General features: G+C 52.1%; 11 protein-coding genes. 1 reads left to right on the forward strand and 10 read right to left on the reverse strand.

Translation table 11 applies throughout. The features are described from left to right. Positions 1–94: 94 nt before the first annotated feature. The 9 genes from glcT to A3842_RS23820 form a co-directional block, all read right to left on the reverse strand. Complete coding sequence (gene glcT / locus A3842_RS23780; protein ID WP_074084683.1) at positions 95–964, reverse strand: glucose PTS transporter transcription antiterminator GlcT; 870 nt, start codon at positions 962–964, stop codon at positions 95–97. 150 nt (positions 965–1,114) lie between these two features. Next, on the reverse strand, positions 1,115–2,731 hold the full coding sequence (locus A3842_RS23785) for a hypothetical protein (RefSeq protein WP_074102954.1): 1,617 nt from the start codon (positions 2,729–2,731) through the stop codon (positions 1,115–1,117). Beyond that, positions 2,724–3,434: an ABC transporter ATP-binding protein gene (locus tag A3842_RS23790; RefSeq protein WP_074084685.1), complete on the reverse strand. Its 711-nt coding sequence runs from the start codon at positions 3,432–3,434 to the stop codon at positions 2,724–2,726. Before A3842_RS23790 ends, A3842_RS23785 begins: the two co-directional genes overlap by 8 nt. 91 nt (positions 3,435–3,525) lie before the next feature. After that, entirely contained in the window at positions 3,526–5,076 is a 1,551-nt protein-coding gene (locus A3842_RS23795; RefSeq protein ID WP_143186348.1) for a flotillin lipid rafts scaffold protein FloT, read from the reverse strand. Continuing rightward, complete coding sequence (locus A3842_RS23800) at positions 5,076–5,612, reverse strand: NfeD family membrane protein (RefSeq protein WP_074084686.1); 537 nt, start codon at positions 5,610–5,612, stop codon at positions 5,076–5,078. Before A3842_RS23800 ends, A3842_RS23795 begins: the two co-directional genes overlap by 1 nt. 184 nt (positions 5,613–5,796) lie before the next feature. Continuing rightward, the gene (locus A3842_RS23805; RefSeq protein ID WP_074102955.1) at positions 5,797–6,960 is read right to left on the reverse strand and encodes an iron-containing alcohol dehydrogenase; all 1,164 of its coding nucleotides are present in this window, start codon (positions 6,958–6,960) and stop codon (positions 5,797–5,799) included. Positions 6,961–7,140: 180 nt separating this feature from the next. Next, positions 7,141–8,721 carry a UDP-glucose--hexose-1-phosphate uridylyltransferase gene (locus A3842_RS23810; RefSeq protein WP_074102956.1) on the reverse strand — a complete coding sequence of 527 codons (1,581 nt, stop codon included), beginning with the start codon at positions 8,719–8,721 and terminating at the stop codon, positions 7,141–7,143. Positions 8,722–8,747: 26 nt separating this feature from the next. Continuing rightward, positions 8,748–9,734, reverse strand: a complete 987-nt coding sequence (gene galE / locus A3842_RS23815; RefSeq protein WP_074084689.1) for a UDP-glucose 4-epimerase GalE — start codon at positions 9,732–9,734, stop codon at positions 8,748–8,750. A gap of 1 nt (position 9,735) precedes the next feature. Next, on the reverse strand, positions 9,736–10,914 hold the full coding sequence (locus A3842_RS23820; protein WP_074102957.1) for a galactokinase: 1,179 nt from the start codon (positions 10,912–10,914) through the stop codon (positions 9,736–9,738). 236 nt (positions 10,915–11,150) lie between these two features. Between A3842_RS23820 and A3842_RS23825 the strand changes: the two genes are divergently transcribed. After that, the gene (locus A3842_RS23825) at positions 11,151–12,011 is read left to right on the forward strand and encodes an AraC family transcriptional regulator (RefSeq protein WP_074102958.1); all 861 of its coding nucleotides are present in this window, start codon (positions 11,151–11,153) and stop codon (positions 12,009–12,011) included. A 557-nt stretch (positions 12,012–12,568) separates the two neighbouring features. Here A3842_RS23825 and A3842_RS23830 read toward each other — a convergent pair. Then, positions 12,569–12,826 (reverse strand): IS3 family transposase (locus A3842_RS23830; protein ID WP_143186273.1); only part of this gene is annotated, 258 nt, incomplete at its 5' end.

Here is a 12,826-nt window from a genome sequence, read left to right on the forward strand (position 1 = left end):
GTTTAGTTTAACCAGGGATCATTGTAGCACCGTTCTTTTGAACATGCAAGCACAAAAATAACCCCGCAAACAAAGGGTTATCTTGTTTTGATTCCTACTCCGGAAGCTCCATATCTTCTTCATCCTCTTTCTTCTGGGCCAGCCGCTGCAGATGAATCGTCAGGTAGCTTACCTCTGCTGCATACACGGGAATATGCACCCGCTGCTCAATGACCTTAGTCAGCTTCCAGGCCAGCATATACATCTCGGGGTATTCGCGTTTCATCAGTCCATCGAGCGATGAGGTCTCCCGCACAGTCTCCCCCCGGCGCAGCCGTTCCAGTACGAAACGCAGATGGGTCACGAGACGGGAATAATCCAGCGAATCTCTCGGGATATGATAATCCAGATTGTCTTCCACCAGGTTCACCATATCACCGATCAGCAGGGAATGCTGCTTGACCTCGGAGATATGCCGGTTGCTGAGTGCGCTGACAATATGCAAGGCAACAAAACCAACCTCATCCGGCGGCAGCTTTACCCCCATCGCCGCGTTAATCCGTTCCACCGCATACTCCGCCAGGTTGTATTCTTCCGGGTAGATTTCTTTGGTTTCGTACAGAAACGGGTTATGAATGGCTATATTCTGCTCGTTTCGGCGGATGGCGAACGAGATATGGTCAGTAAGCGCTATATGGATATGCTCATTCAGCGGCTGGCGGCTGCTCTGCATAATGTGCAAAACAATCTCCTGCATGACCTCTATGAGCTTCTCTTCGACCTGGGGAACGAGTTGCTTATATTGTTCCTGTTCCTCCTGGTTACGGAGAATAAACATCTTCTCCACAGAGGACAGATTGATCCGGTCGCGTGTTTTACGGTTAAACCCGATGCCCTTGCCAATGACAACCACTTCGGCATATTGGGGATGCTGGGCGATTATCACATTATTATTGAGTACTTTCGCTACTGTTATGCTGCTCACTACGTACACCTCTTCGAATTACGGATTTCGAACTTAAGCAGCAAATATCTTAAAATAAGACTAAACACCATTATACTTAATATTCATTCTAAACATCAAGCTATAATACATGTTTTTTAGTCCAAAATCAGTAAAGAGCAGCGAAAGTAATCATTTCACCCGAAAGGTCTTTGCCGAATATCTGTAGACCAGAAACAAGGCAATCAGCACATAGGCAGCAGAAGCCAGCAGCACTGTCACCGCAAAATGGGCTGGGGTACTCTGAAACTGCATGCATATAATGCCCACACCCAATACAATACTGTTCATGATACTGAAGAATGGATTCTTCACGTTCAGTTCTGTGCTGTAGGGCTGAAAAATATAGTACATAAACAAATGATGCACGGAAAAAAACAGCGACAGGCCAAGAATCGCACCGCTGAAAATCAGCGTATCCGTCATTCCCCAATTTTCCCCCGATAAGAGAATGAGCACATTTACTACCACACAGATCGCTGCGGCTGGAATCAGATTAAGACCACTGATGCGAAGCAGTCGAACGCGGAAATTGCTCAGGACTGCAGACCGCTCACGGTAAAAGCCATACCGCAGCAGACTAAGGTCGCAGTTGAAGAACATCGCCTTGCATACCCGCTCCCCAATAGAGGTGAAACTCATAACAATGACAAGCATGGGCAGCGTACTCATTATATACTGGACCAGCTTCGAGAATGTATCCGGCGCAGTCAGCAGAATCAGCAGACCGGCTGCAAACAGTGCGCCAATAATCAACAGACGCCGCTGGATGGGTTGAATCAGGAAGCGTCTGTGCCGGGAGAAAAAGATCGCGTTCAGGTAGGCATAGCCGGTTTTGTCCGCAAATTGTCCGGGCCGCAGCTGATTGGATGTGAAATCCTTCTCTTGGGTCTCGACCTGCTTCCTATTTGCCTCTTTCATCATCCGTCCCATATCCAGCAGAGGATCATCAATCTTGGTGACCGCGTCCACTGCGTTACGGTAGCCGGGATACCTGGCAATATACAATGCAGACAAAGCTCCTAGGACCACAAGCGCCACACTCAGGGGAAGGTTGAACATTACTCCATCCATATCCATTAGCGCATTTCCCGTGTACAGAGGCACAAATGCAAGCAAATAACCCACTCCAATGGCGGACCAGACCAGACCGTTTTTTTTGACCAGCACTATTTCCCTCGAATCAAATATCCACAGATGGAGTGCTTCACCGGTAATGCGCCATAGTGAGAGCAGCAAGGACAGAAGCAGCCCTTGCCAGAGCGGTGCGCTATATACATGAGCAAATACCATCATCGCAGGCACAAAATAAATAAAAAAAGTCAGCGCCCTGAGCGTCAGGACAGCATGCATGTACTTGTCGGCGGGCAGCCTCATCAGCTTGACACAAATATATTTATCCCGCTTCGGTTCCAAAATAATGGCGTTGGACACAGTGCCCACCCCAAAACTCAGCAATACAAGCACTTGCAGGTACAGATCGTATTGCTCAGGAAGCGTAAGCTCCTTGGCAGCGAGAACGACAGGCAGATACACGATAAGCCCCAGGTAGGCAAACTTGGTCAGGAAACCCCAGATGATTTTCAGAATAAGGACCACTACGGTAAAAGTCTTCTTCAGGGAGGTCCGGGAATACACGCTGTCATTTACCAGTTTGCCGACCAGAGGTAATCTCCCAAAATAATACAGCAGACGGTTCGCACCCGAGGCCCCCCGGATCTGCATAATGGTGTTCAGCGTGCTAATCATGTTCGCCGCCATCCTTCAGCAATGCAATAATCCGTTCCTCAAACTCAGGACTATGCAGGATGTCTGCAGGGATCTCTTGAAGCACGCCATTGTTCAGCACCACAAGCTCATCACACAGATCGGCAGCAAGCTGCAGAATATGGGTGGAGAAAATAATAATATGATCCTGCTTCATCTCACGGAGCAGCTTCTTGATCTCCAGCGCCACCACTACATCGAACGAAGTAAGCGGCTCATCCAGCAGAATCAGCGGCGGGCGGGTGATGATAAAGCACAGCATCTGGATTTTGTTCTTCATGCCGTGGGAATAGCCTTTGATCAGCCGGTGGCGGTCCTCTTCTTCGAAACGGATAATATCAAAATAGTCCCCGATGGTTTTGCCCGGCTGGATTTTGTCCCGGTTGATGTCCATATAGAATTTCACAAACTCATAACCTGTCAGAAACTCCGGGAGAATGGGCAGCGAAAATACATACCCGATCTCCTCTTCTCGCAGCGGCAGGCTGACTTCATCTCTTCGCAGAAAAGCGCCTCCGCTGTCCATGCGTGTTTCTCCGCTCAGGCAGTTGAACAGTGAAGTTTTGCCGGCACCGTTACGCCCCAGCAGGCCGTAAATTTTACCTTTTTCAAATGTAAAGTCGATACCTTTAAGTACAGATTTGTCATCAAAGCTTTTGCGGATATTATCCAGAATCAGCTGCATATGGCCTCCCTACACTTCTCATTAAGTCGAGGAATAGAAAAAAAGGGATGACAAGCTGAAGCTGCCGGTCATCCCAAGGTTCATGATCCTGTTATTCTGCGGGCTTCTCAGCCAGCGCAACAGGTGCTGGAGCCGTAAGAGCTGAAGGCTTACTGACGGATGAAGCCGCCGGCGCTTTGGAGCCTGCCTTTCCTGCCGTCAATCCTTTGATTAAGGCTTCCACATCGATCCCGGAGACGCTTTTGAGCATTTCAGGAGCCGTAGCCATTAACTGGGTCACATAGTTGCTGACACGGGCAGCTCCCTCTCCGTTGCCGGTATCCACCACAGTCAGCTTATCGATGGAAGCCAGCGGCTCGGCGATACGTCCAGCCAGCTCAGGCAGCATCTTCACGATAATATCGAGCACTGCGGCCTCGCCGAATTTCTGGAACGCTTCCGCCAGCTTCTCTTTGGCTTCTGCTTCCGCAAGACCGCGCAGCCGGATAACCTCGGATTCTGCTTTACCTTTAGCCAGCTCGGCATCCGCCACCGCCTGACCCTCCAGCCTCTTTTGCTCGGAAGTAGCTCTGGCCTGGGTTTCAATACTGTATTGCAGGGCATCCGCCTCACGCATTCTTTTAGCCTTGTCGGCTTCTGCCGCCTGCTCTACCGCATAGCGGTCAGCCTCGGCTTTCTTCTTCACTTCGGCATCATACTGTTTCTCACGCACTTGAATTTCTTTGGCTTGCAGATCAATCTCCCGTTCCTTACGCACCAGTTCGACCTTCATCTGCTCTTCAACCACCGTCTGCTTGGCACGCGCCTCCTGAATGTGGTACGCCTGGTCGGCTTCCGCCTTCGCGGTATCCTGATCACGCTTAAAGGCAGCAACCTTCAGCTGATTTTCCTTGGACGCTTCGGCTATATTCGTATCGCGCAGCAGTTCAGCCTTCTGCCCCTGTTCTTCCGCATTAGCCTTCTGAATTCGTGCATCCCGCAGCGCTTCGGCTTCGGCAATTTCTGCATCGCGCTTCACGGCCGCAATCCGCGGCTTCCCGAGCGCTTCCAGATATCCGTGCTTGTCGCGCACATCCTTAATCGTGAAGGACACGATCTGCAGCCCCATCTTCTTCAGATCACGCGCCGCTACCCCCTGAACCTCCTGGGCAAAACGGTCCCGGTTGCGGTATACCTCCTCCACCGTCATTGAGCCTAGAATCGCCCGCAGATGACCCTCCAGCACCTCCTGTGCTTCGCTCTTCAGGGCTTCAATCGGCTTGCCCATGAACTGCTCAGCTGCCGTGGCCACATCCTCGGTGGAGCTGCCCACCTTGATAATCGCCACCCCGTCGGCAATCACAGGTACACCCTGCTCGGTGTACACCTCCGGCGTCGTCACATCCAGCTTGTGGGACAGCAGCGACATGAATTCAGCCTTCTGAAAAACCGGCAGAATAAACGCACCGCCCCCGCGGACAATCTTAATCTTGCGGCCGGAGCCGTCATCGGAAATATGATTGTTACCCAGGAAAGAACCGGTGACAATCATCCCTTCATCGGGGCCAACCGTTTTATACCGTGCCCAAAATGCAATGCCTAGCACAAAGAGCACCGCAACAACCACTGCAGGTATAAATAAGTATTCAGGCAAACCGTACATTACGCGTCCTCTCCTTTTCGCTTTTCGAATTCAGACACAACCGCAACACCTTCTTTGACTTCAACCACTACAACCTTAATTCCGGCAGGAAGCAAAAGGTGATCAAAGCTTGCCGCTGTATGCAGACTATTGCTTGCACCGAACTTCACCATAATCTCGCCATAGCCTTGTGCCGGAACGGGAACCGTTACTTCACCGATTCTGCCGGGGAGCTCGCTCATAGAAAATCCGCTGGACATCTCGCTCTTGTCCATAGGCTTTACCACCCCCAAATACATGACAACAGCCATGAACGCCGCAGACAGCAGGGACAGGGCCAGAATGGGGCCGTTCTCCAGACTGCTGTACCGGGTCAGCAGAATGCCTGCTCCCCCGAATACAGTGATACCTCCCGCCAGAACCGCAGGGCTGATGAAATGAAAGGACACCACATCAAAAATGCCATGAAGGGCACTGCCGATCAGATCTCCCACAATCACGCTGACCACGGCAAAGATGACGCCAAGCGCCAAACAGCCCAAATACAGCGTCTCCATATCGTTCTCCTCCCGTCTTTACTTCCGGACTGTCATATTAGGTTAAACGCACAAACCATGTCCCCGGTTTCACAATCTTGGTTAAATATCTCAGTATTGTAGGATGAAAAGAAAAAAACCGTCCCCCGAAAGGGACGGTTCATAGCTCATTTAAGTATTGACCGGCAGAAGGCTGCCGTTTCGCTTACAGTGCCATTGTATAAATTTCTACAACGTCTTCACGTTGCAGCTTGCGGAAATTCCCAAACGGTCCAAAGCGGACAGCTTTGTCGGCCATGTTGCCAATCTCGCTGTTATCGATATCATAGTCGCCCAGTGTCTTCGGCGCTCCGATGGAATCCCAGAAACGGCGCAGCGCTTCGATACCCTCAAGACCCACCTCTTCATCGGTTCTGCCCGCAGCATCAATGCCAAATACATGAACAGCCAGCTGACGGAAACGGGCAGGGTTCGTGCTGAGGTTGTATTTCATCCAGTGCGGGAAGAGAATCGCCAATCCGCCGCCATGTGGAATATCGTATACAGCCGATACGGCATGCTCAATATTGTGGGTTGCCCAGTCTCCCGCAAATCCCATGCTTACCATTCCGTTCAGTGCCATTGTGCCGCAGTACATAATCGTTTCGCGCAGTTCGTAGTTGTTCAGGTCTTCAACCAGCTTCGGCGCAGTGGCAATCACTGTGCGAAGCAGCGCCTCACAGAACCCGTCCTGCACTAGTGTATTACCGTCAGTATGGAAATAATGCTCCAGCACGTGGGACATGATATCCACCATCCCGTAAACGGTCTGGTCACGCGGCAGAGTGAAGGTATTCTCCGGATCAAGAATCGAGAAAGCCGGGAAGGCGTGAATACTGCCCCAACCCATTTTTTCTTTGGTGACTTCATTGGTGATCACGGAGCCATTGTTCATTTCCGAGCCTGTAGCAGCCATAGTGAGCACTGTTCCCAGCGGAAGAGCCCCCTGAGGAGCGGCCTTGCGCTCTACAAAGTCCCACATATCCCCGTCATATTTCGCACCCACTGCAACCGCCTTGGCACAGTCCAGCACGCTTCCGCCGCCTACGGCGAGAATCAGGTCAATATGATTCTCACGGCACAAGGCTACACCCTTATGTACGGTGGACAGACGCGGATTCGGTTCTACACCGGACAATTCCGTAACTACTGCACCAACGGCCTTCAGCTCGTTGATTACATTCTCATACAGACCGCTGCGCTTAATGCTGCCGCCGCCGTACATAAGCAGTACATTCTTACCGTATTTGGGCACTTCCGTCTGGAGTGCACTAAGGGTACCTTGTCCAAAAATCAACTTGGTAGGATTATAAAATTCAAACTTGCGCATAAGGACGAACCTCCGTTTAGTTCAGGAATGTGATGCAATATTCTATTATAGACCTCTGATCGGCAGCATTCAAATCAGTTCCTGGCGAACAGAAGCTCTGCGCAAAAAGATGCCCCCGTGCCAAGCAGCAGGGGACATCTCACAGGGTAGAGCTATTGGATTAGCAGGAGCCGTGTTGGCTCACCGGAAGCCAAGGCTGTTGGCAAAGCGGTGGAACGCCGCCTGACCTTCCGCGGTACGCTTATACACACCGGCATGCTCAAGAATATGGGTGAACTTGATGCCGACCTCATTTTGTACCGTCTTGACTGCTTCTTCACGGTCCATGGCAGTGCCAAAGCGGACAGCCAGTTCCTGAATCCATGAAGCATGCTGTGCCAGTGCGTGATCTGCCTGGGACTGGACAGCATCCAGCAGCGCCGTATCTCCCGCCAGAATACCGGCAATGGCATCCAGTTCTTCCTTCAGGCGGCCTGGAAGAATCGCGAGACCCATGACTTCGATCAGGCCGATATTTTCTTTTTTGATATGGTGCATTTCCCGGTGCGGGTGAAAAATCCCTTCAGGGTATGTGTCGCTGGTCCGGTTGTTGCGCAGCACCAGATCCATTTCAAAACCGCCGTCCTGCGCCCGGCGCACGATAGGCGTAACGGTATTATGCCGGGTCTGCTCCCCGTCCACCTCGCTTGAGGCCAGTATTTCAGCTGCAGGATCACTATAGGTTTGCCAGGCCTCATAGATCGAATTTCCGCATTCCAGCAGCACTGCCGGATTTGCACCCTGCAAACGCAGTACCGACATCGGCCATTTCACGATACTGAGGCTTACACCCGGATAAGCCTCGTGAGTGAAGGTGGCCTCCTTTGGCGCCTTCTGGATCGGAAAGGTGTGGCGGCCGCCCTGGAAATGATCATGGGTCAGAATCGAGCCGCCGACAATCGGCAGATCCGCATTGGAACCGATGAAGTAATGCGGGAAGGTCTCCACAAAGCTCAGCAGACGCTTAAGCGTATCCTTAGTCAGCTTCATCGGCACATGATCGTGATGGAACACGATGCAGTGCTCGTTGTAGTAGACGTAAGGCGAATACTGGAGGAACCATTTCTCATTATTCAGCTTCAGCGGAATCACACGCAGATTCTGCCGGGGCGGATGATTGAGCCTTCCGGCGTAACCGACATTCTCGCGGCACAGCAGGCATTTCGGATAGACCGGAGGAGGAAGCAGCCGGGCCATGGCAATTTCCTTCGGGTTTTTCTCCGGCTTGGACAGATTAATCGTCATTTCGATGTCACCGTACGGAGATTCCTGCAGCCAGAACACATTTTTGGAGATCCGGTCCATGCGGATATAATTGGAATCTATGCTTAACTTGTAAAAGCGGTCCGTCGCCGCCTGAATACCTTTTTCAGCTGTGAGGCTGTAGAATTCGGCATTTACCTCGGAAGGACGGGCCATGAGGAGACCCATGATCTTGGCATCCAGCAGGTCGCGGTACGTATCCGAATTTTCGGGAATCAAGCCCATTTCAAAGCCATAGTCAATCAGAACATCCAGCGGAGCTTGCGGACTCTCCAGTGGAGCTTCTGCGAATTCGGCAGCATACGGCTCGCTGAAGCCGAACTGATCCAGCAGTTCATTGTGGCTGTAGTCCATGTCCGCAGGCTGAATCAGCTGCTTGTGGATAGCAAACCCTACCAGCTGCTCGATCGCATACAGCGCCTTTTCCGCAGATGGAGCGGTATTATTATCGTTATTCATTTCAATTCTCCTTCATGTGCCGTAGCTTATTCCCCGTACCCTTGCGGATTGGCCGAATGCCAGTTCCAGGCGCTTTGAATGATCCCCTCAACATCGGCATGCTGCGGGTTCCAGCCAAGCACAGAGCGGGCTTTGTCGGAGGAAGCTACCAGTACAGCCGGGTCTCCGGCGCGGCGTTCCTGAATTACCACCGGAATATCAAGGCCGGTTACCTTTTTCGCAGTTTCAATGACCTGCTTGACGGAGAAGCCCAGCCCGTTGCCCAGGTTGAAAATATTGCTGGCGCTGCCGCTGCGCAGATAGTTGACGGCCCGTACATGGGCATCGGCCAGATCGCTGACATGGATATAGTCGCGCACACAGGTTCCGTCTTCTGTCGGATAATCGTCACCGAATACCGCAATGCTCTCGCGCTGCTTCAGCGCGGTTTGCAGCACCAGCGGAATGAGATGGCTCTCCGGACGGTGGTCTTCGCCGATCTTGCCGCTGGCATGTGCACCTGCGGCGTTGAAATAGCGCAGCGCCACATATTTGATGCCCAGCACCTTGTCGAACCAGGACATCATCCGTTCCATAGTCAGCTTGGTTTCGCCGTATACATTCGCCGGCTCGGTGCGGTCGGTTTCCTCAATCGGCACCTTTTCCGGTTCGCCATAGGTTGCGGCTGTCGATGAGAAGACGATTTTGTCCACACCGGCATGCTGCATCGCTTCCAGAAGGCATTGTGTGCCGTAAACGTTGTTGTCGTAGTATTTAACCGGGTCCTTCATGCTCTCGCCAACCAGTGAGCTTGCAGCAAAGTGGATGACGGCGTCGATCTTATTTTCCGAAAAGAGCTTGGAGAGTGTTACCTTGTCGCGCAGGTCGCCCTCATACAGCTTGCCGCCCAGAAGCGCCTCACGGTGCCCTGTCAGCAGATTATCAATCACCACAACCTCTTCGCCACGATCCAGCAGCTCCGCTACTGTATGAGAACCGATATACCCTGCTCCACCTGTTACCAGAATCGCCATCTTACTTCACTCCTTTCAGTTCTTCTACGCCATTGCCGATTCCGCATACATAGAACTCACCGGTAAGGCCGGTTCTGTTCTTGTAGGCTTCTCCTACTTCACGGATAAACCGTTCCACATCATCTTCATGCACCAGCGATACAGTACAACCGCCAAATCCTGCGCCGGTCATGCGTGAGCCGAGCGTACCAGGAATCTTCTGTGCTTCTTCCACCATGACATCCAGCTCTTCGCAGCTGACTTCATAGAGGTCACGGAGCGAGACGTGGGAATCATTCATATATAAACCGAACTGCTTCAGGTCGTTGTTCTTCAGCACTTCTACGGAATCGAGCACACGCTGATTCTCTTCCACTACATGGCGGGCACGGCGTCTTACCGTTTCGTCGGTGATTTTGTCCTTGTGTATTTCGAATTGTGCGGGTTTCATCTCTGCCAGGTAAGACAGGGAAGGAACCTCCTGCTTCAAAATCGCCAAGGCCTCATCACACTGGCTGCGGCGCTCATTGTATTTAGAGTCCACCAGGCCTCTCTTCTTGTTCGTGTTGCCGATCACCAGCTTGTAGGAGCCGGTTACAAAAGGAATCAGGCTATACTCCAAGGTGTCGCACATGAGCAGGATCGCCTGGTCACGCTTGCCGTTGGCTACGGCGAACTGGTCCATAATTCCTGAATTCACACCTACGTACTGATTCTCCGCGCGTTGGGACAACAAAGCGATTTCTACAGTATCCGTATCTCCGCCAAGCAGCGTCAGGAAGGCAAACCCGGTGACCACTTCAATGGAAGCCGAGGAGGACAGGCCTGAGCCGTTCGGAATTTCGCCATGGAAAAGTAGGTCGTAGCCTGCGGATACCGGAAGATCTTTTTTGGCCAGCTCCACCATCACACCGACTGGGTAGTCTACCCATTCGCCAGTCTTGGCTTTGCCGATTTCACTGTAGTCAATCGAGGCCTCATATGGAAAATTCGTCGATGCGAACCGAACCTTGCCATCCTTGCGCGGACGCACAACCAGTGTGGTTCCGAAGTCCAGCGCTGCCGGAAACACGTAACCTCCGTTGTAGTCCAAATGCTCACCGATGAGGTTTACCCGACCCGGAGCATAGAATACACGCGCCTCCTCTGTGCTCTCTCCGTATTTCTCGATAAATTTGACTTTCAGATCCTGTATGCTCATTAATGCCACTCCATCCTTTCGCTGCTTCTCGTTTTAACTTTTGGAAATCGTATTGCTTCGTTTATGCTTACATTATAATAAAATCAGACTTGCTCTGATAATGCAATCATGTGTGTAATGTATGGACAAATGTGACTTCGGGTAAAAGAAGCGATATAATCAAAAGTAAGATTATTCTTCTCATTCACCCGCCCTTAGGGCTATGATTGCACTAACGGGGGAAAGGCGGTTCCAGTGTGGAACATACTTATTCCGTAGGATCAAATCCGGTGGTTTACGACAATCAGCATTTACATGTGCTTTTTGCCGGCGAGAGCCAGACGCTCCCGCTGCATCAGGCCGGCCCCAAAATCTATGATTACTTCCTGCTGCACTTCATCGAATCCGGCTTCGGAACCTTCCGGACGGAGGAGCGAAAATACGAGCTGGGACCGGGAGACTGCTTCCTGATTCATCCCGGACAGCTGGTCAGCTATCTCTCTGATGAAGATCAGCCCTGGCGTTACCGCTGGGCTGCATTCACCGGCACGGACGCAGACGCGCTCGTGCTGCAGACCGGCTTCACTCCGCAGAAGCCGGTCCTGTCCACCCTCGAAGGCAGTGCCTTTCCCGGCGCGCTGGCCGGGATGATGCGCGCCTTCTATGCGGGCAAAGAGAGCGCCCATCTGACCTCGCTGGGCTATCTATACCTGATCGTCGGCGAAGCAGCCGAGCTGCTTCTCTCCTCCTCCCGGCTCCCCGGCGCGGAATCGCAGGTGAAGCGCACCGTGAAGCAAATGATCCACTACATGGCTGCCCAGTATGCCCATCCCGTCTCCATTGAGCAGATGTGTGCCAGCCTTGGCTACAACCGCGCCTACCTCTCACGCATCTTCAAGCAGGAAACGGGCCTCTCGCCCGTCACCTATCTGCTGAAGCTGCGTATTGAGAAATCACGGCAGCTCCTGCGCGAGCGCCCGGAGCTGTCCGTCGAGCAGGTGGCCGCCTCGGTCGGACTGACGGACGCTCTGTACTTCTCCCGCCAGTTCAAACGCCTCTGTGCCCAGTCGCCTACCTCTTACCGGATTACAACCGCAAGGCATGGAGAGAAGAAATAGGCTGTTGATATTCTGTAACTTAGAACAAATATATGTCCTTTGACTAAGGCCGGAGCTTACAGGTAGGAGCCTGCAAGTTGGGTAGACTGCTGATGGGACGCAGCAGGCTGCCGGATAGGCGCACAGTAGAGCGCTGGATGGGACGCGGTAGGCTGCTGATGGCGCCAGTAGGCACCGGATAGGGCGAACATTAGGCTGTTGGATGGGACGCAGTAGGCACTGGATAGGGCGCACAGTAGCCGCTGGATGCGACGCAGTAGGCTGCTGATGGCGCACAGTAGGCACCGGATAGGGCGAACATTAGGCCGCTGGATGCGACGCAGAAAGCTGCTGGATAGGCGCCAGTAGGCCCACGGATAGGCGCCAGTAGGCCCACGGATGGCGCGCAGCAGAAATTTGGAACGATCCGGTGCGTTGATCAGACCAACTCGACTGCATCCAGCACCCGATAAGTGCTAAGTTGGAATTTGTATCACTAATCTGCAGAATTCTACCTCGCACAGATGCTTAGTGGATTTTTGGACTTCCGTCAAGAAAGTGGACATAAAAAAATAGATTTATGCGGTCTTTTTCTTTTTGAACTTCGCTGCAAATTGGACAGGGGAAAGATAACCCAGTGCACTGTGGATTCGCTTGCGGTTATAAAAAAACTCAATATACTGGAACATCTCATCCTGCGCTTGCTGTTTTGTTTTGAATTTGGTGCAATAGACAAACTCTTTCTTTAGGATGCTATGAAAGGATTCGATACAGGCATTGTCATAGCAATTCCCCTTGCGGCTCATGCTCGCCTTCATACGGTATTTGTTCAGGCG

It is taken from the genome of Paenibacillus sp. P3E (genome assembly GCF_001909045.1).
GTDB lineage: Bacteria > Bacillota > Bacilli > Paenibacillales > Paenibacillaceae > Paenibacillus_AQ > Paenibacillus_AQ helianthi.

Excerpts from the sequence above, each read along its gene's own strand:
- A3842_RS23785 (WP_074102954.1), bottom strand. The coding sequence starts at position 2,731 with ATGATTAGCACGCTGAACACCATTATGCAGATCCGGGGGGCCTCGGGT.
- A3842_RS23805 (WP_074102955.1), bottom strand. The coding sequence starts at position 6,960 with ATGCGCAAGTTTGAATTTTATAATCCTACCAAGTTGATTTTTGGACAA.
- A3842_RS23790 (WP_074084685.1), bottom strand. The coding sequence starts at position 3,434 with ATGCAGCTGATTCTGGATAATATCCGCAAAAGCTTTGATGACAAATCT.
- A3842_RS23820 (WP_074102957.1), bottom strand. The coding sequence starts at position 10,914 with ATGAGCATACAGGATCTGAAAGTCAAATTTATCGAGAAATACGGAGAG.
- A3842_RS23795 (WP_143186348.1), bottom strand. The coding sequence starts at position 5,076 with ATGTACGGTTTGCCTGAATACTTATTTATACCTGCAGTGGTTGTTGCG.
- A3842_RS23800 (WP_074084686.1), bottom strand. The coding sequence starts at position 5,612 with ATGGAGACGCTGTATTTGGGCTGTTTGGCGCTTGGCGTCATCTTTGCC.
- A3842_RS23810 (WP_074102956.1), bottom strand. The coding sequence starts at position 8,721 with ATGAATAACGATAATAATACCGCTCCATCTGCGGAAAAGGCGCTGTAT.
- galE (WP_074084689.1), bottom strand. The coding sequence starts at position 9,734 with ATGGCGATTCTGGTAACAGGTGGAGCAGGGTATATCGGTTCTCATACA.